This window comes from Streptomyces sp. NPDC048297 (assembly GCF_043201585.1).
Taxonomy (GTDB): domain Bacteria; phylum Actinomycetota; class Actinomycetes; order Streptomycetales; family Streptomycetaceae; genus Streptomyces.
In genome coordinates this window covers 248164-268604 of the sequence record NZ_JBICZA010000002.1, presented here as the reverse complement: position 1 = coordinate 268604, position 20441 = coordinate 248164, and the positions used below count along the sequence as shown (strand labels likewise).

The 20441-nt window shown below is 72.8% G+C and carries 19 protein-coding genes; 8 read left to right on the top strand and 11 right to left on the bottom strand.

Features of this window, described 5'->3' with window-relative positions; genetic code table 11:
* Window positions 1-2: 2 nt before the first annotated feature.
* Both ACGFYV_RS03185 and ACGFYV_RS03180 read right to left on the bottom strand, forming a co-directional pair.
* On the bottom strand, window positions 3-1550 hold the full coding sequence (locus tag ACGFYV_RS03185; RefSeq protein ID WP_393876736.1) for an ArnT family glycosyltransferase: 1548 nt from the start codon (window positions 1548-1550) through the stop codon (window positions 3-5).
* A 321-nt stretch (window positions 1551-1871) separates the two neighbouring features.
* Window positions 1872-2423, bottom strand: a complete 552-nt coding sequence (locus ACGFYV_RS03180) for a hypothetical protein (protein ID WP_393876597.1) — start codon at window positions 2421-2423, stop codon at window positions 1872-1874.
* 186 nt (window positions 2424-2609) lie between these two features.
* Between ACGFYV_RS03180 and ACGFYV_RS03175 the strand changes: the two genes are divergently transcribed.
* Entirely contained in the window at window positions 2610-2831 is a 222-nt protein-coding gene (locus ACGFYV_RS03175) for a hypothetical protein (RefSeq protein WP_109497023.1), read from the top strand.
* A gap of 250 nt (window positions 2832-3081) precedes the next feature.
* Here ACGFYV_RS03175 and ACGFYV_RS03170 read toward each other — a convergent pair whose 3' ends face one another.
* The gene (locus ACGFYV_RS03170; protein WP_393876596.1) at window positions 3082-3753 is read right to left on the bottom strand and encodes a nucleoside/nucleotide kinase family protein; all 672 of its coding nucleotides are present in this window, start codon (window positions 3751-3753) and stop codon (window positions 3082-3084) included.
* A 210-nt stretch (window positions 3754-3963) separates the two neighbouring features.
* On the opposite strand from ACGFYV_RS03170, the gene ACGFYV_RS03165 reads away from it, so the two are divergent.
* Both ACGFYV_RS03165 and ACGFYV_RS03160 read left to right on the top strand, forming a co-directional pair.
* Window positions 3964-4704 carry an HAD family hydrolase gene (locus tag ACGFYV_RS03165; protein ID WP_393876595.1) on the top strand — a complete coding sequence of 247 codons (741 nt, stop codon included), beginning with the start codon at window positions 3964-3966 and terminating at the stop codon, window positions 4702-4704.
* Window positions 4701-7043: a glycoside hydrolase family 65 protein gene (locus ACGFYV_RS03160; RefSeq protein ID WP_393876594.1), complete on the top strand. Its 2343-nt coding sequence runs from the start codon at window positions 4701-4703 to the stop codon at window positions 7041-7043. Before ACGFYV_RS03165 ends, ACGFYV_RS03160 begins: the two co-directional genes overlap by 4 nt.
* A 194-nt stretch (window positions 7044-7237) precedes the next feature.
* Here the strand turns inward: ACGFYV_RS03160 and ACGFYV_RS03155 are convergent, their stop codons facing one another.
* Both ACGFYV_RS03155 and ACGFYV_RS03150 read right to left on the bottom strand, forming a co-directional pair.
* On the bottom strand, window positions 7238-8131 hold the full coding sequence (locus tag ACGFYV_RS03155) for a M56 family metallopeptidase (protein WP_393876593.1): 894 nt from the start codon (window positions 8129-8131) through the stop codon (window positions 7238-7240).
* The gene (locus ACGFYV_RS03150) at window positions 8128-8511 is read right to left on the bottom strand and encodes a BlaI/MecI/CopY family transcriptional regulator (RefSeq protein WP_393876592.1); all 384 of its coding nucleotides are present in this window, start codon (window positions 8509-8511) and stop codon (window positions 8128-8130) included. The genes ACGFYV_RS03155 and ACGFYV_RS03150 overlap by 4 nt, the downstream gene beginning before the upstream one ends.
* Window positions 8512-8807: 296 nt before the next feature.
* Here ACGFYV_RS03150 and ACGFYV_RS03145 point away from each other — a divergent pair, with 296 nt between their 5' ends.
* The 3 genes from ACGFYV_RS03145 (at window position 8808) to ACGFYV_RS03135 (ending at window position 10942) form a co-directional block, all read left to right on the top strand.
* Window positions 8808-9815 carry a lysylphosphatidylglycerol synthase domain-containing protein gene (locus ACGFYV_RS03145; protein WP_393876591.1) on the top strand — a complete coding sequence of 336 codons (1008 nt, stop codon included), beginning with the start codon at window positions 8808-8810 and terminating at the stop codon, window positions 9813-9815.
* 75 nt (window positions 9816-9890) lie between these two features.
* A complete protein-coding gene (gene prcB / locus ACGFYV_RS03140; protein ID WP_393876590.1) occupies window positions 9891-10745 on the top strand; it encodes a proteasome subunit beta in 855 nt (284 codons plus the stop codon).
* Window positions 10746-10801: 56 nt separating this feature from the next.
* Window positions 10802-10942 carry a hypothetical protein gene (locus ACGFYV_RS03135; protein WP_393876589.1) on the top strand — a complete coding sequence of 47 codons (141 nt, stop codon included), beginning with the start codon at window positions 10802-10804 and terminating at the stop codon, window positions 10940-10942.
* Between the two features lie 6 nt (window positions 10943-10948).
* Here ACGFYV_RS03135 and ACGFYV_RS03130 read toward each other — a convergent pair whose 3' ends face one another.
* The 4 genes from ACGFYV_RS03130 to ACGFYV_RS03115 all read right to left on the bottom strand — a co-directional run bounded on the left by ACGFYV_RS03130 (window position 10949) and on the right by ACGFYV_RS03115 (window position 14666).
* On the bottom strand, window positions 10949-12277 hold the full coding sequence (locus tag ACGFYV_RS03130; protein ID WP_393876588.1) for a sensor histidine kinase: 1329 nt from the start codon (window positions 12275-12277) through the stop codon (window positions 10949-10951).
* 158 nt (window positions 12278-12435) lie between these two features.
* Window positions 12436-13101 (bottom strand): response regulator transcription factor, encoded by a 666-nt coding sequence (locus ACGFYV_RS03125; RefSeq protein ID WP_393876587.1) that lies wholly within the window; start codon window positions 13099-13101, stop codon window positions 12436-12438.
* On the bottom strand, window positions 13055-13888 hold the full coding sequence (locus tag ACGFYV_RS03120) for a phosphatase PAP2 family protein (protein WP_393876586.1): 834 nt from the start codon (window positions 13886-13888) through the stop codon (window positions 13055-13057). Before ACGFYV_RS03120 ends, ACGFYV_RS03125 begins: the two co-directional genes overlap by 47 nt.
* 118 nt (window positions 13889-14006) lie before the next feature.
* Window positions 14007-14666 (bottom strand): DedA family protein, encoded by a 660-nt coding sequence (locus ACGFYV_RS03115; protein ID WP_393876585.1) that lies wholly within the window; start codon window positions 14664-14666, stop codon window positions 14007-14009.
* Between the two features lie 347 nt (window positions 14667-15013).
* On the opposite strand from ACGFYV_RS03115, the gene ACGFYV_RS03110 reads away from it, so the two are divergent.
* A complete protein-coding gene (locus ACGFYV_RS03110) occupies window positions 15014-16192 on the top strand; it encodes a HoxN/HupN/NixA family nickel/cobalt transporter (protein WP_393876584.1) in 1179 nt (392 codons plus the stop codon).
* Window positions 16193-16261: 69 nt separating this feature from the next.
* On the opposite strand, the gene sthA is transcribed toward ACGFYV_RS03110, so the two are convergent.
* Both sthA and ACGFYV_RS03100 read right to left on the bottom strand, forming a co-directional pair.
* Window positions 16262-17668, bottom strand: coding sequence for a Si-specific NAD(P)(+) transhydrogenase (gene sthA / locus ACGFYV_RS03105; RefSeq protein ID WP_393876583.1), 1407 nt, complete (start codon window positions 17666-17668; stop codon window positions 16262-16264).
* A 512-nt stretch (window positions 17669-18180) separates the two neighbouring features.
* A complete protein-coding gene (locus ACGFYV_RS03100; protein WP_393876582.1) occupies window positions 18181-18387 on the bottom strand; it encodes a hypothetical protein in 207 nt (68 codons plus the stop codon).
* A 205-nt stretch (window positions 18388-18592) separates the two neighbouring features.
* On the opposite strand from ACGFYV_RS03100, the gene ACGFYV_RS03095 reads away from it, so the two are divergent.
* Complete coding sequence (locus ACGFYV_RS03095; RefSeq protein ID WP_393876581.1) at window positions 18593-20431, top strand: glycoside hydrolase family 15 protein; 1839 nt, start codon at window positions 18593-18595, stop codon at window positions 20429-20431.
* Window positions 20432-20441: the final 10 nt, after the last annotated feature.

Sequence of the window (20441 nt, the reverse complement as noted above, 5' to 3'; positions counted from 1 at the left end):
CCTCACCTGCGATACACGGTGATCGAATCGCCCACTTGATCGATCGCTCTGCTGGTGTCGATCAGTCCGGCCAGCCGGCCGCGTGCCTTGGCGACCGCCGAGTCGGACACGACCAGCAGCCCGTGCACCCGGTCCGGGGGCACCTGGCGCGGATCGTCGCCGTGGACGCCGTAGTACGACGGCACCCCGCTGCCCTTGTAGACCAGCCACACCCGCTCGCCCGGATAGCGCTCCCGGAGCCGGTCGGCGAGCCGGCCCAGATCCTGCCCCCAGTCCACGTTCGAGTCGTGCAGCAGCCGATGCGTGGCCGCCGGCCCGCCGAACGCCTCGTTGGAGTACGGCAGGTAGTACGGGAACGTGCGCAGCGAACTCACCGCCACGCCCAGCACCACGAGCGCGGCCAACGGTCCCGCCCAGCGCCGGCGCAGGGCCGGCACGCACGCCCCCGTCACCGCGAGGAACATCGGCACGAACAGCGCGTACCGCGTTCCGAAGTCCCGCGAGCCCGTCATCGCGGTGGCCAGCAGCACGGCGGGCGGCAGCAGCAGGTACGGCGCCACCGGCCGCAGTCGCCGTACCGCCAGGGCGGCGACGGCACCGGCCGCACCCAGCGCGAGCAGCCCGAGCGGCGTCTTCACCAGGAGGGCGGCCGGCAGGTAGTACCAGCGGGAACCGGTGTAGAGATGTCCGAACAGATAGCCCTGCCACGGGCGGTCCTCCAGGGCGAACTGCATCCCCATCCCGGCCCGGTACGCGGGCGGCAGCGGCAGCAGGCCGGTCAGCCGCGCGCGCAGCCCGTGCACGGACGGCACCGGTTCGGCCGGGTCGAACCGAAGCCGGGGATCGACCACCAGATACGCGGCCCACACCACGGCGCCCGCCACCACCGCCAGGACCACCGCCCCCGCGAGCCCCACCAGTACCTTCCGCCACCGCTCGGTGCCCGGCCGGGCGGCCCGGACCGACACGACCGCGAGCAGCATGACCACCGGGACCGCGGGCAGCGCGCTCATCTTGGTCGCCACGGCCGCCCCCAGGGCACCACCGGCCGGCGGCAGGAACAGCACCGGCCGCCGCCGCGCCCGCCACACCAGCCAGGCCGAGGTCAGCACGAAACCGGCCGCCGGTACGTCCAGCGTCGCCAGCGAGCCGTGCGCGATCACGTCGGGGGAGAAGGCGTACAGCCCGAGCGCCGCCAACCCACCGGCGGTACCGGTCACTTCACGCGCGAACGCCCACACGACGAGCCCGAACACCAGCGTCAGCACGATCACCGGCAACCGCGCCCACAGCATCAGCCGCCAGGGATCGTTCCCGGACTCGTACAGCAGATGCCGGCCCACGTCCTGCTGGGTGCCCGGGTACGGCGGGTCCATGCGCGGGTCCGCCACCGCGACCCCGGCCGCGATCAACAGCTTGCCGAGCGGCGGGTGTTCGGGGTTGTAGCGCAGCCGGTGCTCGTGCAGATAGTCGGTGGCCGTGGCCACGTACACGGGCTCGTCGATGGTGGGCGTCTGCTCGACGGCCGTGGTGATCATCGCCGCGGCCATCTGCGCCAGCAGCAACACCACGACCACGGCCACCAGCCATCGCCTCCGACGGCCCAGCCCGTCGTACGCGGCACGCAGCCGGGCCCGGACAGCGCTCCGGGCGGTCCCGCCGCCGGGCGCATCGGCGGGTCCCCGAGGCGCCACGCCTGCTGATGCCTCAGGTGCCTCAGGTGTCCCTGATACCTCAGGTGTCCCCGGTGCCAGGTCCGTGTGTCCCGTCGTGGCGGCCGCGCGCCGTTCGCTCGCCATCATCCGCCCCTGTGCGTCGTACCGGCAGGCCTTCCGCCGCGTATACGAGTACGGCCCGCGTCCGGCCGGTGTTCACCGCCCCGGAGGCCAAGTGCCCCCGGAACGGGCGAAGTCGGCAAGGGCCCGGAAGTCGTCCTCGCGCAGACCGATCCGCGGGTCGACGTGGTGCAGAAGTCCACGTCCGCGGTGATGGGCGGCCACGTACGCCTGGTCCGGATCACTCTGCTCGTCGTCCACCCAGGCGAAGGAACGGCCGTTGGCGTAGTCCACCACGGGAGCGGTCTTCCAGTGGACTCCGTCGGGGCGGTCCTGGGACAAGGCGTCGCCGAAATCGACGAACGGCAGTTCCGCAAGCCCGAGCACCGGGCCGATCCACCGGTTGGCATCGGTACATGTGGTGGCCCAGCACAGCTCGTAGTCGAGCCGGAGCAGGGCTCGCCCGTGCTCCGGATTGAGCCAGACCCGCAGGGGCCCCCGACGGAGCGAGACTCCTCGATGACCCTCTGGCGCCCCACCGCCCTGGGGCACTCCGAGTGTGGTGTAGCCGTCGGGGCGCCGCTCCGGCCTGGCCGCGTAAGGGTTGAGGGGCCCGTCCACGTCGAGGAACAGCAGTGGTCGGCTCACGATCTCCCCTTATGTGCTGTCCGATGGCGCGCAACTCCTACGGTCCGGCGGTTACGTATCAGGGACGACAACTCGCGGTGATGTGGAAGGGTGAAACCCCAGGTCAGCGGTGTGACGCGGTGGTCTCCGGCTGGATCTGTGCCGATGGCCACAGCGAGCGGGTCGCTCGAAGGCGCATACTGAGCCATGACAAAACCCGCTGCACCGAAGCGTCACTTGCCCACCAGCCCGTTCAAGGCCCCGGTCGCACCGGCTCCCAAGCACTTCGCGATGGGGGACCAGGTCACGCACGACGTGTACGGCCTCGGCCGGGTGATCGGCATCGAGGACGGCATCGCCGCGCTGGTGGATTTCGGCTCGGCGCAGATGCGGATCCTGAGCCCGTACTCCAAGATGACCAAGCTGTAGGACCGCTGTGCCCGGTCACGGCACACCAGGCCCGGTCAGGGACCTGTAACGGAAAAGAGACCTCCCATCGATCTGACGCCGCTGTTCTCCGCTCTGGAGGGGCAACCCCGGTGCTCCGGTTCAGCAACGCCGCCTCCGACGACAAACCCCTTCCAGGCTCCCGACTTCGGGCACGACGAGACCTTGCCCTTCGAGGGCGCGGACGAGTCCGACCCGCGTATGCGTGAGGAGCGGCCCAAGGCGGCTTAGTTCAGGCCTCGATGCCCGGTACCTGGCTCGGGGAGGGCAGCGCGGCTGCCGGCACGATCAGGTCGGCCCGGTCCCGGGTCGTCGTGATCAGGTCGGCGTTGCGCTGGTCCGTGCCCAGGACCCAGGCCACGGCCGTGTCGTGTTCCTTGCCGAACTCCTCGTGCCGGGCCACCAGACGCCGTACGCGCTCCTGCTCGTCGATCTCGCAGAACCACACCTCGTCCAGGCACGGTCGTACCCGGGCCCATGAACCCTCTCGCAGGAGAAGGTAGTTGCCCTCGGTCACCACCAGCCGGGCGGTGGGCGGCACCGGGATGGTTCCGGCGATCGGCTGCTCCAGCACCCGTTCGAAGCCGGGCGCGTAGACCACGTCGTCGGTGTCCTCGTGCAGCCGTCGCAGCAGCGCCGCGTAGCCGGCCGCGTCGAAGGTGTCCGGCGCGCCCTTGCGGTCCCGCAGACCCAGCCGGTCCAACTCGGCGTCGGCGAGGTGGAAGCCGTCCATGGGCACGTGCGCCGCCCAGGGCGGGCCTCCGTCGTTCAGGGCGCGCACCAGGTGTTCGGCCAGCGTCGTCTTGCCCGAGCCCGGACTGCCCGCGATGCCGAGGATCGCGCGCCGGCCGCCCCGGGCGAGGGCACGGGCGCGCAGGAGGAGGTCGTCGAAGGTCAGGGGCACACAGGAGAGTGTGTCACCGGCGAGCCGGGCGGCATACGGTGCGGGTCGGCCGGCCACCCACCGTTCCACCTCCCACCGTTCCACCTTCCGCCGTCGCACCTCCCACCGCACCACCTCCCACCGCCTCGCTGAGCCCACCGGATGTGGCGCTCGCCACTTGTCTGCCCGTTCCGCGCCCCGCGGGGTGGCGTGCAGGGAAGAGTGCCGGGTATGACTCAGCTCGGTCTGCCCGACGCCATCCAGGCCTGCCTCTTCGACCTCGACGGAGTCGTCACCAAGACGGCCGTGGTGCACGCGGCCGCCTGGAAAGAGACCTTCGACGCGTTCCTGCGCGCCCACGAGGGCGCGGGGGCACGGCCGTTCGACGAGGTCGCCGATTACGACGAATACGTCGACGGACGTCCACGCGCCGACGGGGTCCGCGCCTTCCTCGACTCGCGCGGCATCCATCTGCCGGAGGGCAGTCCCGACGATCCACCGGACGCCCTCACCGTGCACGGAATCGGCAACCGCAAGAACGTCCTGTTGCTGGAGAAGATCCGCACCGGCGGGGTCGAGGCCTACGAGGGCACGCTGAGGTATCTGGACGCGGTCCGTGCGCAGGGCCTGCGCACCGCGATCGTGTCCTCCAGCGCCAACTGCCGGGACGTGCTGCGTGCCGTCGGCGCCGAGCACTACTTCGACGTGCGGATCGACGGTGTCGTGGCCGCCGAGCGGCACCTGCCGGGCAAGCCCCACCCCGACACCTTCCTGGCCGCCGCCCGCGACCTCGGCGTCGAACCGGAGCGGGCGGCCGTCTTCGAGGACGCGCTCGCCGGCATGGACGCGGGGCGCGCGGGCGGCTTCGGCTACGTCGTCGGCGTCGACCGCACCGGCCAGGCCGACGCGCTGTACGCGCACGGCGCGAGCGTCGTCGTGAAGGACCTCGCGGAGCTGGGAGGCAAGCGGTGATCACGGACCGGTCCTACACGGTCGAGCCGTGGGCGGTGCGCGAGACGGCACTCGACCTCGGCGTCCTGGCCCAGAGCGAGTCGGTGTTCACGCTGTCCAACGGCCACGTCGGCTGGCGCGGCAACCTGGACGAGGGCGAACCGCACGGGCTGCCGGGCAGCTACCTCAACGGGGTGCACGAGGTGCACCCGCTGCCGTACGCGGAGGCCGGCTACGGCTACCCGGAGTCCGGGCAGACCGTCATCAACGTCACCGACGGCAAGATCCTGCGGCTGCTGGTGGACGACGAGCCGTTCGATCTGCGCTACGGCCGGCTCGTGGCCCATGAACGCGTCCTGGACCTGCGGCGCGGGGTGCTGGAGCGGACCTGCGAGTGGACGTCACCGGCGGGTTCCACGGTCCGGGTGCGCTCCACCCGGCTGGTGTCGCTCACCCAGCGGGCGGTGGCCGCCGTGGCCTACGAGGTGGAGGCCGTGGACCGGCCCAGCCGGATCGTGGTCCAGTCCGAACTGGTCGCCAACGAGAGCCTGCCGGAATCCGACGGCGACCCGCGCACGGCGATGGTGGTGCGCTCGCCGCTGGAGCAGGAGGACGGCTTCGCCTCCGGCAACCGGCTCCGCCTGGTGCACCGCACCCGGCGCAGCGGCCTGCGGGTCGCCGTGGCCGCGGACCACGCCGTCTCCGGTCCCGAACGCACCTCGACGCGCAGCGAGAGCGGCAGCGACGTCGCCCGGCTGACCGTGACCTCGGTGCTGGAGCCGGGCCAGACGCTCCGGGTGGAGAAGCTCGTCGCCCACGGCTGGTCCGCCGCCCGCTCGCTGCCCGCGATGGCCGACCAGGTCGACGCGGCGCTCGCGGCTGCCGCGCACGACGGCTGGCAGGGCCTGCTCGACGACCAGCGGGCCTACCTCGACGACTTCTGGAACGGCGCGGACGTCGAGGTGGACGGCGACGAGGAGATCCAGCAGGCCGTCCGGTTCGCCCTCTTCCATGTGCTGCAGGCAGGGGCGCGCGCCGAGCAGCGGGCGATCCCCGCCAAGGGCCTGACCGGCTCCGGATACGACGGACACGCCTTCTGGGACACCGAGATGTTCGTGCTCCCGGTGCTCACCCACACCGCCCCGGGGGCCGTCGCCGAGGCGCTGCGCTGGCGGTACAACACCCTGGACGCCGCCCGGGAGCGGGCGGCGCAGCTCGGGCTCGGCGGGGCGGCGTTCCCCTGGCGGACCATCGAGGGCTCGGAGGGGTCGGCGTACTGGCCGGCGGGCACCGCCGCCTTCCACGTGAACGCCGACATCGCCGACGCGGTCGTCCGCTACGTCGAGGCCACCGGCGACACCCGCTTCGAACGGGAGACGGGGGTCGAGCTGCTGGTGGAGACGGCCCGGCTGTGGCGCTCGCTCGGCCACCACGACCACCACGGCGTCTTCCACATAGACGGCGTCACCGGCCCCGACGAGTACAGCGCGGTCGCCGACGACAACACCTACACCAACCTGATGGCCCGCCAGAACCTGCTGGCCGCGGCCGACGCCGTCCTGCGGCACCCGCGGGAGGCGGAGCGGCTGCGCGTGGACGAGGAGGAGAGCGCGGGCTGGCGGGACGCGGCCGAGGCGATGCACGTCCCGTACAACGACGAACTCGGGGTGCACGAGCAGCACGCCGGATTCACCCGCTACCAGCGCTGGGACTTCGACGGCACCCGCGCCGACCAGTACCCCCTCCTCCTGCACTTCCCCTACTTCGACCTGTACCGCAAGCAGGTCGTCAAACAGGCCGACCTCGTGCTGGCCATGTACACCTGCGACTCCTTCTTCGGGGAGGAGCAGATCGCCCGCAACTTCGCCTACTACGAGCCGCTGACCGTCCGCGACTCCTCCCTGTCCGCCTGCTGCCAGGCCGTCATCGCCGCCCGCGCGGGCCATCTCGGGCTCGCCTACGCGTACACGACCGAGGCCGCCCTGATGGACCTGCACGACCTGGAGCACAACACCAGGGACGGACTGCACATCGCCTCGCTCGCCGGGACCTGGATGGCACTGGTCGCGGGCTTCGGCGGGCTGCGCCGCGGCGGTGAGGGGCTGGGCTTCGCGCCGCGTCTCCCGGAGCGGCTGCGTCGGCTCGCCTTCCACCTGCAGTTCCGCGGCCGTCGCCTGAGGGTGGAGATCGGCGAGGACAAGGCGACGTACACGCTCCTCGACGGCCCGCCGCTCACCCTGCGCCACCACGGGGAGACGTTCACGGTGCGCACCGAGGAGCCACTGGTGCGCGCCGTACCCCCGCTCCCGTCCCGCCCGGCCCCCGAACAGCCCCTGCACCGGGTGCCGAACGGCGGCTGAACCGCGCGCCGGGGTCCGCTCAGGTACGGCGGTCTCGGGATCGGCGTCCGCTCAGGTCTGGTGGTGCCGGTGTCGACCCCTGCTCAGGTACGGCGGTCTCGGGATCGGCGTCCGTTCAGTGGCGTCGGTGCCGGGGCCGCCGTCCGCTCGGGGCCGCCGGTGCCGGGACCACCGTCCGTTCAGGTCGGCACGCCTCAGATCGGCACGCCCGACAGCAGGCCGAGCAGGTCGCTGGTGGCGTCGGCGGCGCCGAGGGCCGGGAGGGTGCCGAGGGCGAGGACGGCGAGGGCCGCGGACCACAGGTGCGGGGGCGGGGCCGTCTGCAGGGCCGCGATGCGGCGGGTGACGGCGCGGTCGGAGAAGTGCAGGGCGCCGCAGGGGCGGGCGTCGTGCGCGCTGAGCGCGGCGCGGGCCAGCGCTCGGGCGGTGGTGCGACGGTCCCCGACCTCGTCCGCCGCTCGTTCGTCCGCCCACCGCTCCACCAGGAAGGTCACCGCGGAACGGACCGGGCCGAGCAGCGGGTTGGCCGCGGCGGCGAGCCTCGCGGCGGTCACCAGCATGCCGTGCCGGTGCGCGAGATGGGCCCGCTCGTGCGCGAGCAGGACACGGCGCTCGGCCGGCTCCAGCGCGCCCAGCATCGCGGAGGTCACCACGATCCGGCCCGGCCGCCCCGGAACGGCGAACGCCCGCGCCGCCGGCGACGCGGCGACGACCAGTTCGGTGCCGGCCGGATGCCCCGCGCACAGGCTCCGCAGGGCCCGCCGCGTGGCACGCTCACTCCGGACCACCCGGTACACCCGACCGGCGACGACCAGGAGAGCGGCACCGGCCGCGATCCCGATCAGCTCGGGCACGGGGTCGACCAGCCGGCGGCCGTCCTCCCGGGCCTCCGCGACCAGCGGCGGCGCGTCGCCGAGCAGCGCGGTGGCCAGGAGCACCAGCGACCACGTGGTGGCCGCGGCGGTCAGCACGGCCGTCCAGGTCAGCACGCGCGCCGCGAGCGCGGGCGCCATGCGCCGGCCGATCGACGGGCCGACCGCGGCGAGCAGCACGGACAGCAGCAGCGGGGTGTAGACGTCGAAGCTCATACGCCGCCCCCGGCGAGCAGTTCGCGCAGCGCCCGTTCCTCCTCGGGACTCAGACCGGTCACGAACTGCTGGAGCGCCGCGATCGGATCAGGACCCCGGTCCAGGGCCTCGTGCATCGCCTGGGCGGTCAGCTCCGCCGCGTTCTTGGCCGGCCGGTACGCGCCGCGCCGCCCGTCGGCGTCCCGCAACACCAGCCCCTTGTCGTACAGGCGCTTGAGGATGGTGTGCACCGTGTTGTAGGCGAGCCCGCCACCGATGTCGGTCTGGATCTCCGCAGGGGTCAACGGCCGCTCGGTGGCCCAGAGAGCGGCCAGTACCTCGCTCTCCAGCGCCCCGGCGCCGCGCCGCTCCGCCCTGTCGCGGGACCCTGTGCCAGCCATGCCCCAACCTTACAGCGCGTAGGGCCGTCGCCCGGATGGCGGTACGTACCCGGCACGCCCTCGCGATCCACGGTAGTTTGTCCCTGTTTTCCCAGGCCCTCCCCTCTACCCCTACAGACTGTAGGGTGACGATGTCCCTCCATGTCGCAAGAGTCGTAGGAGCTGAGGGGTGATCATGGCCGGCAACCCGCACCCCACCCGGCGCGACCCCGCACGCGCACGGTGGCGGGTACGCATGACTCCTTACGCGGCGGAGGCGGGCGGATGAGCGGGCCCGTCGCGGCGGAGGCGGGCGGATGAGCGGGCCCGTCGCGGCGGAGGCCGCCCGTGACGACGTCCGGTCTCCCGGCAGGCCGCTCGTCGCGTACCCGGTGCGTCTCGCCGCCGTCGTCGGGCGGCGGGCCTGCTGGCAGAGTGCCCTCTGCCTCGCGGTGCTGCTCGGCGCGCTCTACGTGGGCCGGCGGCACTGGTCGGCCGTGCGGACCGGCGCGGGCCGGCTGGCCGTGGCCGACCCGGGGTGGCTGCTCGTCGGCGCGGTCGCCGCCCTGGGCACGTGGGCCGCCTCGGCGCTCGCCCAGCAGGGCGCCGTCACCCTGCGGCTGCCCGGATCGCGGCTGCTCGCAGCGCAGTTCGCGGCCTCGGCCGCCAACCACCTGCTGCCCGCCGGGCTCGGCGCGGGCGCGGTGAACCTCAGGTTCCTGATGCGCTGCGGACTGCCCGCCGGCCGCTCGGCCGGCGCGCTCGCCGTCAAGGCCGGTGCGGGCGCCGTGGCCCGGCTGACCCTGATGGTGCTGCTCACCCTCGCCTGCCCCGGTCTGCTGCGCGTCCCGCACGTCTCCCCGGCCGCGTTCGTCCTCGGGTTCGGCGCCGTCGCCCTGCTCGCCGTGCTCGTGGCCGGACCGCTGTGGGCGCGCTGCCACCGCGCGGTGACGAGCCTGCTGGCCGACATCCGCGCCGTGCACGTCTGCCCCGCCCGCGCGACGGCCCTGTGGGGCGGCTCGTTCGCCTTCGCCGCCCTGCACTGCGCGGTGGTCGTCGCCGTCGCCCAGGCCGTCGAACTGCCCCTGCCCCCGCAGCAGACGGCCCTGCTGTACCTCGCCGCCAGCAGCGCGGCCGCCCTGCTGCCCACCCCGGGCGGCCTCGGCTCGCTGGACGCCGCGCTCGCCTTCGCGCTGACCGCGTCCGGCGCCCCCGCCGCGACCGCCGCGTCCGCCGTCCTCGGCTACCGGCTGCTGACCGTGTGGCTGCCGCTGATGCCGGGCCTGCTGGTGCTGACGGTACTGATGCGCCGCAAGGCCCTGTGAGCGGACGGGAGTTTCCCTCCCGCCCGAACCAGGTAGGACACCGGTGTCCCGGTGCGCCACACAAGGGGGAGTGACATGGCGGAACACGACATCGCGGGCCTGCCGGCCGAGGAGTTCTTCACACCCGGGAGTTCGTCCTTCACCGAGTTCCTGGCCGCCCACCGCCCCGGACTGCTGCCGACCGCACCGCCCTTCCCCGACGGCGTCCGCGCGGCCCCCGACCGGTTCCCGCACGGCACCACCGTGCTCGCCCTGACCTTCCGCGACGGCGTCCTGATCGCCGGCGACCGCCGCGCGACCATGGGCAACCTCATCGCCCAGCGCGACCTGGAGAAGGTCCACCCGACCGACGACCACACCGCCGTCGCCTTCGCCGGCACCGTCGGACTCGCCGTCGACATGGTGAAGCTCTACCGGGTCGAACTGACCCACTTCGAGAAGGTCGAGGGCATCCCCATGTCCCTCAAGGCCAAGGCGACCCGCCTGGCCACCATGATCCGGCAGAACCTCGGACAGGCCATGCAGGGCCTCCCCGTCGTCCCGCTGCTCGTCGGTTACGACCGCACGGCCGGCGAAGGCGGTAACGGCCGCATCTTCGGCTACGACGTCGCCGGCGGCCTGTACGAGAAGCGGGACTTCCACGCCGAGGGTTCCGGCGCCCCGTACGCCCGGGGCGCCCTGAAGAAGCTGTTCGTGCCCGGGATGTCCCGCCGGCAGGCCGCCCCGGCCGCACTGCAGGCGCTCTACGACGCCGCCGACGAGGACTCGGCCACCGGCGGCCCCGACCTGAACCGCCGCATCTACCCGATCCTCGCCGTCATCACCGAGGACGGATTCGAACGGCTGCCGGAGTCGGAGACCGAGGAGCTGAGCCGCGAGACGGTCGCCCAGCGCCAGGACCGCCCGGACGGCCCGCACGCCACTGCCTGAACGGGCCCGAGCGTCTGCCGGTGATCAGGCGGGCCTCGGCCTGAACGCCGCTGTCGGTGACCTGCAAGGACGTCACGGAACAGCGGGCCGTGGAGCAGGCCGCCGTGGAGCAGACCGCCGTGGAGCAGACCGCCGTGGAGCAGACCGCCGTGGAGCAGACCGCCGTGGAGCAGACCGCTGTGGAGCAGACCGGCTGACGGCGTTCACCCGGCGGGCAGGTGGACCACGAAACACGCTCCGGGGGCGTGCCCGGGGTCGTGGGACACCTCACCGCCGGCGGAGCGGGCCAGGCGTCGCGCCAGCGGCAGCCCGAGGCCCGCTCCGCCGTGTCCGTCGCCGGGCTCGGCCCGCTTGCCCGGCTGGAACAGCAGGCCGGCGAAGGACTCGGGAACCCCCGGGCCGTCGTCCGCCACCTCCAGGCGTATCCCGTCGGCGTCCCGGCGCGCCGTCAGCGTGACGGTCGTACGGGCGTAGCGCACGGCGTTGGCGAGCAGCGGGCTGACGATCCGTTCGAGCAGCTCGGGCCGCACGCCCGCCGCGAGCGGCTGTCCGTCGGCGGCGGCAACGTCGACGCGCACCCGGGCGGGGGAGTCCACGGCGGCGGCCAGGTGGTGCAGGACGGGCAGCACACCGGCCGTGCCGGGTGCCGTCGGCACTCCCTCGCGGGCCTCCTGGAGCAGGGTGTCGCAGATGGTCCGCATCGAGTGGGCCGCCTCGGCCACCACCTCGTGCGTGGCCCGGGTCTCCGCCTCCGTCCGGGGCCGTGAACCCCACCAGTCCAGCTCGGCGACGATCCGGCTCAGCGGGGTGCGCAGCTCGTGCGACAACTCGCCGGTCAGCTGCCGCTCGTGCCGCAGCACGGCCCGGATACGGTCCAGCAGGGCGTCCAGCGACGAGCCCAGCGCGGCCAGTTCGGCGGGCCGGCCGGTGCCGGCGAAGCGTTCCCCGGAGGCCACGGCGCTCCACTGCGTCGCCTGGTCCGTCATCGTGCGCACCGGCCGCAGCGCCCGGCCGACCGCGAGCCGGGTCAGCGCGTAGGTGCAGGCCAGCATCAGCGCGTCCAGTGCGAACGAGCCCAGGAGCAGCGTCTCGGCCGAACTCCGGTACGGCGACAGGTCCAGCGCCGTCACCACGGTGGCCGGTGCCCCGTGACCGGGCAGGGGCTCGGCACACAGCCGGACCGGGTCATGGCCGTCGACGGTCGCGCAACGGCGCCCGCCCGCCGCGGTGAGCGTGCCGGCCGTGCGGGTCAGCACGCCGGTGGGGGAGACGGACGGCGGGCTCTCCAGGAGTCTGTGGCCCGTGTAGATCCACGCGTTGCTGTCCAGGAGCCGGTCGTTCGCGGTCTCCAGGACGTGCGCCGTCGGGCCGCGCGAGTCGACCGTGGTGGCGACGGCCGCGGCGCGCGTGCGCAGTTCGTCGTCCGCCTCCCGTTCGAGCCGGTGCCTGGCCACGGTGTTGAAGGCCACCGTGAGGATCAGCATCAGCAGCGCGGCCGTCGTCAGCGCGACGAGCGAGAGGCGCCCACGCAACGTGCGCGGCGCGAGACGGCCGAGGAGGGCAGGGCGCCCGGTGAGGGGAGCGTGCCCTGCGAGGACAGCGCGTCCGGTGAAGGGAGCGTGCCCAGTGAGGGGAGCGTGCCCGGAGTGGGCCGGACGCCCCAGGTGATCGGGGGATGTGTCAGCGGATGTCATACGAGCCTGTGGCCGATCCCGCGTGCGGTGCCGACCGTCAGCTCGCTGCCGGCGGCCCGCAGCTTGCGCCGCAGTCGCGTCAGGTACTGGTCGAGCGTGTTGTCGCTGACCTGCGCTCCTTCCGGCCAGCCCGCCCGTACCAGGTCACGGCGGCGCACGAGCTCGCCGCCGGCCGCCGCGAGCGCGGCCAGCAGCCGGAACTCGGTGGGCGTCAGCTCGATCCGGGTACCGTCGACGCTCGCGCTGTGGCGGACGGCGTCCAGGACCAGGCCGCTCGTGGCGGCGGACGCCCGCGCGGGAGCGGACCGCCGCAGAGCGGCGCGCAGCCGAGCGGCCAGCTCGGCCAGGTGGAACGGCTTGGGCAGATAGTCGTCCCCGCCGGCCGAGAAGCCGGACAGCCGGTCGGTGAGACCGTGCCGCGCGGTCAGGAACACCACCGGGGCGAGGAAGCCGTTCGCGCGCATCGCCTGGCACACGTCCCGGCCGTCCGCGTCGGGCAGCCCGACGTCCAGCACGGCGGCGGCCACGTCGGCGGTGGCCAGCCGCAGGGCGGTGGCGCCGTCGGGCGCGGTCAGCGTGTCGAAGTCCTCGTCGTGCAGGCCGCGCCGCAGCACGTCACGCAGGGCGTGATCGTCCTCGACGACCAGGATCTTGGGGCGCATGGTTCTCCAGCGGCGCGTCGGCCGAGTCGGTGAGGGGCAGGGGGCCGGGCTCGTCCGTGCCGGTGCCGGTGCCGGTGCCGGTGCTGGTGCCCCTGCCACTGACGCTGCCAGTGTCTGTGCCCGTGCCCGTGTCCGTGCCGAATATCAGCCGGTCGGGCAGCCACCAGGCCGCCGCGCACAGGCAGGTGCCCAGCCAGCCGATCGCGAACAGCCAGCCGCCGAGCACGTCGGTGAACCAGTGGACGCCGAGGAAGATCCGGGTCAGACCGACCGCCGCCCCCCAGCAGCCCACCGCCAGGCACAGGGGGAGCCGGCCTCGGGGCATGCGCACGCACAGCGCGAGGATCACCAGACCGGCCGTCAGGGCCGACGTGGTGGTGTGCCCGGAGGGGAAGGACCAGCCGGACGCCTCGGTACGCCAGTACTCGTGCGGCGGGCGGGTCCGGGCGACCAACTGCATGACTCCGTACCGCGCCGCCTGACCGACGGCGAGACACGCGACCCCGAACAGCGCGGCCACCACGCGCCGGCGCCGGGTCCGGCCCGCGAGCAGCCCGGCAAGGGCGACCAGCGCGTAGGGGACGACCCCGGTGCCGGTGTCGGTCAGCCCGCGGGCCAGAGCCTGCGTCACCGGAGTCCGGTGGCCGACGGACCAGTTCAGCAGGCCGTGATCGAGGAAGAGCGGTGCGCCGCCGCGGCCGGAGACGACCAGCGCGAGCACCCCGAACGCGGCCCAGGCGCCGAGCGCGACACTGCCCGCCAGCTCCGCGACGCCCTTGCGGTTCATGACACCCACCGCGTCCGCCGCCCGGCCGCCGTCCGCCGCCTGACCGCCGTCCGCCGCTCCACCGTCGTCCGCGGCTCGGCCCACCCTCCGGGCCGGGGCCCGTACCGCCGCCGCGTCGTCACCGGGCCTCCTTCGCGGCCCGGCGGGAGCGCACCACCTCGGCGGCGAGCGGGATCAGCGACACGAGCACGATGAGGGCGATGACCGGCAGCAGGTACTTGTCGACGTTCGGGATCGAGGAGCCCAGCGCGTATCCGCCGAGGGTGAGACCGAGGCTCCACACCAGGCCGCCGAGGACCTGCCAGAGCGTGAACGTGCGGGCCGGCACGCCGAGCGCGCCCGCCATCGGGTTGAGTACCGTCCGCACCACCGGCACGAAGCGGGCCAGCACGATCGCCTTCGCGTACCCGTAGCGCTCAAGGAGTTCCTCGGCGCGTTGCGCGCCCTCGTGCAGCCGGGCCGACCGGCTGCGGGCCAGGAGCGTTCCACCGGCCTTGCGGCCGATCAGGTACCCGCACTGCGCGCCGGCCAGGGCGCCGACGGCCGCCGCGACGAGCAGTGGCCCGAGGGACAGGTGCACGCTCCGGTCGGAGGTACCGGTGCACAGCAGGCCGGCGGTGAACAGCAGGGAGTCCCCGGGCAGGAAGAAGCCGATCAGCAGGCCGGTCTCGGCGAAGAGCACCACGCCGACGCCGATCACGCCGAAGGCGGCCAGCAGCGAGTTGGCGTCGAGCACGTTGACCGCGAGCTGCGACGTCAGGTCTGAGGGGGTGGCCATCGCCGCACGCCCTTTCCTTCGGCTAGATCCTGCTCCGACTGATTTCGACTACACATTTGTAGACGACCGACTGAACTCTAGACGATCGGAGCCGGGTCGTGGTTCCCGTCCTTCGGCCGCCGGTCGCCGCTTCACCCGCACGGGGGACGCGGGGGGCGCGGGAGGGCGCGCGGGTCTTTTCCTCCTCATGGGGAAGGCCTGTCGCCGCCTTTACTGCACATAGATTGCAAGTGCGGAAGGATGGCGCAAGCTGCGCCGCGCAGCCGTACCCGCACCCACCACCCACATCTGCACCCACACCCACCCACACCCACCCGCACCCACACCACCGAAGGACGACCCACCCGATGACGGCCGCCCCTGGTTCCGCTCCGTCCCTCCCCGCCCAGGCCGAGCGCTCGGCCTGGCAACGCGTCCGGGGCTCCATGACGCGGCAGGAGTGGACCAGGGCCGGCGGGATGGCCGCCTTCGTGCTCGCCCTGCACCTCATCGGCTGGGGCACCCTCGTCGGGATCGTCGCACCACAGCATTTCGAAGCCGGCGGTGGGTCGGCCGCAGGCGCGGCGGACTTCGGCATCGGGATCGGCGTGACCGCCTACACCCTGGGCATGCGGCACGCCTTCGACGCCGACCACATCGCGGCCATCGACAACACCACCCGCAAGCTGATGGGCGAGGGGCAGCGCCCGCTGTCGGTGGGCTTCTGGTTCTCCCTCGGCCACTCCAGCGTCGTCTTCGGCCTCACCCTGCTGCTGTCCCTCGGCATGAAGGCCCTGGCCGGCCCCGTCCGCGACGACAACTCCCGGCTGCACGCCATCACCGGCCTGATCGGCACGGCGGTCTCCGGCGCCTTCCTCTATCTCATCGCCGCGATCAACCTCGTCGTCCTCGCCGGGATCTGGAAGGTGTTCCGCCGGATGCGCACCGGCCGGTACGACGAGGCCGCCCTGGAGGCACACCTCGACAACCGCGGCTTCATGAACCGGCTGCTCGGCAGGGTCACCGGATCCATCACCAAGCCCTGGCAGATGTACCCGCTCGGCCTGCTGTTCGGCCTCGGCTTCGACACGGCGACCGAGATCGCGCTGCTCGTCCTCGCGGGCTCGGGCGCGGCCTCCGGACTGCCCTGGTACGCGATCCTCTGCCTGCCCGTGCTGTTCGCGGCCGGCATGTCCCTGCTGGACACGATCGACGGCTCGTTCATGAACTTCGCCTACGGCTGGGCCTTCTCCAAGCCGGTCCGCAAGGTCTACTACAACCTCACCGTGACCGGCCTGTCCGTCGCCGCCGCCCTCCTCATCGGCACCGTCGAACTCCTCGGCCTCCTCGCCGACGAACTGGACCTCCACGGCCCGTTCTGGGACTGGATCGCCGGGCTCGACCTCAACACCGTCGGCTTCGTCATCGTCGGCCTCTTCGTCGCCACCTGGCTCCTCGCCCTGGTCGTGTGGAAGGCGGCCCGCGTCGAGGAGAAGTGGACGGCGGGCCTGGCAGCCGCCTCGGCCGAGCAGCGGCCCGCCGACTGACCCCGGAGGCGTCCTCACCTCCTGCCACAGACGGCCGACACCCCCTTCCCGGAGGCGGTCGCGGTCGTTTCACTCCTCGAGACGGCCGATCTGCCGCAGCTTGTTGGTCGCGTCCAGCGCGGCCACCTTGTACGACTCCGCGAGCGTCGGATAGTTGAAGACCGCGTCCACCAAGTAGTCCACCGTGCCCCCGCACCCCATCACGGACTGCCCGATGTGGATCAGCTCCGTCGCCCCGGAGCCGAAGCAGTGCACGCCGAGCAGGGTCCGGTCCACCGGGGAGACCAGCAGCTTCAGCATGCCGTGGGAATCGCCGATGATCTGCCCCCGCGCCAGCTCCCGGTAGCGGGCGATGCCCACCTCGAACGGCACCCGGTCCTCGGTGAGCTGGTCCTCGGTCCGGCCGACGAAGCTGATCTCGGGGATCGTGTAGATGCCGATCGGCTGCAGGTTGTGCATCTGCCTGACCGGCTCCCCGCAGGCGTGGTACGCGGCCGCCCGGCCCTGCTCCATCGAGGTCGCGGCGAGCGCCGGGAAGCCGATGACGTCACCGACGGCGTAGATGTGCCCGACCTCGGTGCGGTAGTGCTCGTCGACGCGGATCCGGCCGCGCGCGTCGGCCGTGAGACCCGCCTTGTCCAGGCCGAGACCGGCGGTCAGCCCCTGCCGGCCCGCCGAGTACATGACCGTGTCCGCCGGGATCTTCTTGCCGCTCTCCAGCACGGTCAGGGTGCCCCGCGGATGCCGCTCGACGGCCGCCACGGTCTCCCCGAAGCGGAACGTCACGGCCAGGTCCCGCAGGTGGTACTTGAGGGACTCCACCACCTCGATGTCGCACAGGTCCAGCATTCCGGGCCGCTTCTCGACGACCGTCACCCTGCTGCCCAGCGCGGCGAACATCGAGGCGTACTCCATGCCGATCACGCCCGCGCCCACGATCACCATGGAGCGGGGCACCCTCGCCAGCGAGAGCACGTTGTCGGAGTCCATGATGGTCCGCCCGTCGAACGCCACGCTGTCCGGGCGGGCCGGCCGGGTGCCGGTGGCGATGACGATGTGCTCGGCGCTCAGCAGCCGTTCGTGGCCCGTCACGTCGTCGCGCAGGGCAAGCGTGTGGGGATCGGTGAACCGGGCCGTCCCCGGGAACAGGGTCACCTGGTTGCGGGAGAGCTGGTTGCGGACGACGTCCACCTCGCGGCCGACCACGTGCCGGGTGCGCGCGGTCAGGTCGGCGACGGTGATCTCCTCCTTGAGGCGGTAGCTCTGCCCGTACATGTCACGCTGGGTGAGACCGGTCAGATACAGCACGGCCTCGCGCAGCGTCTTGGACGGGATGGTGCCGGTGTGCAGGGAGACACCGCCGACCATGTCGGGGCGGTCGATGACGGCGACCCGGCGGCCGAGCTTGGCCGCGGCGATGGCGGCCCTCTGCCCGCCGGGTCCGGATCCGATGACGAGCATGTCGAAGTCGGGCACGCTCGGGAGTCTGACAGCCGCTGACACCCCCACGGAAGGCCCCTGCGCCGCACAGTCCCACGGGGCACCGGGCCCGCGTGCGGACCGGCTGCCGCCGCGGTGCAGGGAGCCCGCATGGCCCGGCCACCGACGCGCACGGACCGCCTGCCGGCGCGAACAGAGACCGCTGGCGCCGGGCATACGGACTGGCTGCCGCGCATACGGCCCACCCATGGACTGGCCGCTGACGCGCGCGGACCGACTGCGGGCGCGCACACCGACCGCTGCCGCCGCTCACACCGGCCGGTTACCGGCGCGTACACGGACCGTATGGACCGGCGGTCGACGCGCGCACCGACGGACTACCAGCGCACACGTCACCGGCTACTGGCGCCCACACCCACCGACCGCCCCCGCGCACACCAATGCGCCGAGCGGACCCGGACCCGGAACCGGAGAACCGTTCCCCCGTTCTCCGGAACCCCCTGCGTCCGCTCGGCCGGCCCCCGTTGTCGTGCGATTCCCGGACTGCCCTACGGCAGCAGCTTCTCTATGGCCGCCGGACCCTCGGTCTCCAGCTTGCGACGCGCCCAGTCGAGGTTCTTCGGGGTGACGTCCCTGCCTGCCGCCATCACCACGTCCTCCAGCGTGACGTCTCGCGGGGGAGCGGTGTGAAGCAGGGCGTCCGGGGTGATGTGGTCGTCGGGCGACCGGGATCCTTCGGGTGTTGACGTCGACATGATGCCTCCTCCTCGGTCCGGATGACCGCATCCGTGCCGGTGCCGCCGAACGGGGCACACTCTCACCATTGCCCGCCGCGGCCCACCCTGCATCCCGGGGACGGGGACGCGGCGCGCCGGGCGATGAGTTCCTGCCCAGGCCGGAAGAATTCACGCGCCCCTAAGCTGGATACAGCCCGCCCACCACACCGGGGAGGCCGCAGCGATGGCCGACATCCGCTTCCAGCAGGACCTGTCCGGGATCCCCCGCTACCTGCCGATCGCCGAGCACGGCCTCATCGGCGACCTGCGCACGGTCGCCCTGGTCGGCAGCAACGGCACCATCGACTGGTACTGCTGCCCGTCCTTCGACTCCCCCAGCGTCTTCGCGGCCGTCCTGGACGCCGAGCGCGGCGGACGCTTCGAGCTGGCCGCGGCCGTACCCGCACGCACCAAGCAGTTCTACTTCCCCGACACCAATGTGCTGATCACCCGGTTCTTCACCGAGGACGGCGTCGGGGAGGTGCAGGACTTCATGCCGGTCAGCGGGGCGGAGTGCGGCGCGGCGGTCCGGCACCGGCTGATCCGGCGCGTGGTGTGCGTCCGCGGCACCGTCCCCTTCCGCGCCCTGGTCGCCCCGCGCTTCAACTACGGCGCCGACCGGCACACCGTGGCCGAGCGGGACGGCCTGGTGGTCTTCGAGTCCCCCAAGCTGTCCCTCGCGCTGACCTCCACGGTCGCCCTGGAGCACGACGGCCGGGACACGTGGGCGGACTTCAAGCTGAGCGAGGGCGAGACCGCCGTACTCGCCCTGGACCAGGTCGGCGAACAGGTGGCCCCGCGCGGCTGCGCCCACGCGGAGGCGGAGCACGAGTTCAGCGCGACCGTCGCCTACTGGCGGCGCTGGCTCCAGCAGTCCCGCTACCGGGGCCGCTGGCGCGAGATGGTCCACCGCTCCGCGCTCACGCTCAAGCTCCTCACCTACGCCCCCACCGGCGCCATCGTCGCCGCGCCCACCACCAGCCTGCCCGAGCAGATGGGCGGCGAGCGCAACTGGGACTACCGCTACGTCTGGGTGCGCGACGCCGCCTTCGCCGTCTACGCACTGCTGAGGCTCGGCTTCAGCGGCGAGGCGGAAGCCTTCATGAAGTTCCTGACCACCCACATCAGCCCCGGCGACGGCGCCGCCTCAGGCCCGCTGCAGATCATGTACGGCATCGACGGCCGCACCGAGCTGCCCGAGTGCGAACTGCCCCACCTGGAGGGACACGAGGGATCCGCCCCGGTCCGGGTCGGCAACGCCGCCGCCGACCAGCTCCAGCTCGACATCTACGGCGCCCTGATCGACTCCATCTACCTCTACGACAAGTGGGCCCAGCCCATCTCCAGCGACCAGTGGGACGACGTGTGCCAGCTCGTCGACTGGGTGTGCGACCACTGGGACCAGCCCGACGAGGGCGTGTGGGAGACCCGCGGCGGCCGCAAGAACTTCCTGTACTCGCGCCTGATGTGCTGGGTCGCGATCGAGCGTGCCATCCGCCTCGCCACCCACCGGGGGCTGCCCGCCGACCATCGCCGCTGGCGCCAGGCACGCGACGCCATCTACCGGCGGATCATGGACCGCGGCTGGTCGGAGTCGCGCAGGGCCTTCATGCAGACCGAGGGCGGCGACGTACTCGACGCCTCCGTGCTGATGATGCCGCTCGCCAAGTTCATCGCCCCCACCGACCCGAAGTGGCTGTCCACCCTGGACGCCCTCACCGAGGACCTGGTCTCCGACTCCCTCGTCTACCGCTACGATCCGCAGGCCAGCCCCGACGGCCTGCGCGGCGACGAGGGCACCTTCTCCATCTGCTCCTTCTGGTACGTCGAGGCACTGGTCCGGGCCGGCCGGCTGGACGAGGCCCGGCTCGCCTTCGAGAAGATGCTCACCTACGCCAACCATCTCGGCCTGTACGCCGAGGAGATCGGCCGCACCGGTGAGCAACAGGGCAACTTCCCGCAGGCCTTCACCCACCTGTCCCTGATCAGCGCCGCCTTCAACCTCGACCGCGCCCTCGGCTGACCACGGCCCC

Excerpts from the sequence above, each read along its gene's own strand:
- ACGFYV_RS03185 (WP_393876736.1), bottom strand. The coding sequence starts at position 1,550 with ATGGCCGCGGCGATGATCACCACGGCCGTCGAGCAGACGCCCACCATC.
- ACGFYV_RS03100 (WP_393876582.1), bottom strand. The coding sequence starts at position 18,387 with ATGTCGACGTCAACACCCGAAGGATCCCGGTCGCCCGACGACCACATC.
- ACGFYV_RS03125 (WP_393876587.1), bottom strand. The coding sequence starts at position 13,101 with ATGCGCCCCAAGATCCTGGTCGTCGAGGACGATCACGCCCTGCGTGAC.
- ACGFYV_RS03150 (WP_393876592.1), bottom strand. The coding sequence starts at position 8,511 with ATGGCTGGCACAGGGTCCCGCGACAGGGCGGAGCGGCGCGGCGCCGGG.
- prcB (WP_393876590.1), top strand. The coding sequence starts at position 9,891 with ATGGCGGAACACGACATCGCGGGCCTGCCGGCCGAGGAGTTCTTCACA.
- ACGFYV_RS03145 (WP_393876591.1), top strand. The coding sequence starts at position 8,808 with ATGAGCGGGCCCGTCGCGGCGGAGGCCGCCCGTGACGACGTCCGGTCT.
- ACGFYV_RS03115 (WP_393876585.1), bottom strand. The coding sequence starts at position 14,666 with ATGGCCACCCCCTCAGACCTGACGTCGCAGCTCGCGGTCAACGTGCTC.
- ACGFYV_RS03095 (WP_393876581.1), top strand. The coding sequence starts at position 18,593 with ATGGCCGACATCCGCTTCCAGCAGGACCTGTCCGGGATCCCCCGCTAC.
- ACGFYV_RS03175 (WP_109497023.1), top strand. The coding sequence starts at position 2,610 with ATGACAAAACCCGCTGCACCGAAGCGTCACTTGCCCACCAGCCCGTTC.
- ACGFYV_RS03120 (WP_393876586.1), bottom strand. The coding sequence starts at position 13,888 with ATGAACCGCAAGGGCGTCGCGGAGCTGGCGGGCAGTGTCGCGCTCGGC.
- ACGFYV_RS03155 (WP_393876593.1), bottom strand. The coding sequence starts at position 8,131 with ATGAGCTTCGACGTCTACACCCCGCTGCTGCTGTCCGTGCTGCTCGCC.
- ACGFYV_RS03165 (WP_393876595.1), top strand. The coding sequence starts at position 3,964 with ATGACTCAGCTCGGTCTGCCCGACGCCATCCAGGCCTGCCTCTTCGAC.
- ACGFYV_RS03110 (WP_393876584.1), top strand. The coding sequence starts at position 15,014 with ATGACGGCCGCCCCTGGTTCCGCTCCGTCCCTCCCCGCCCAGGCCGAG.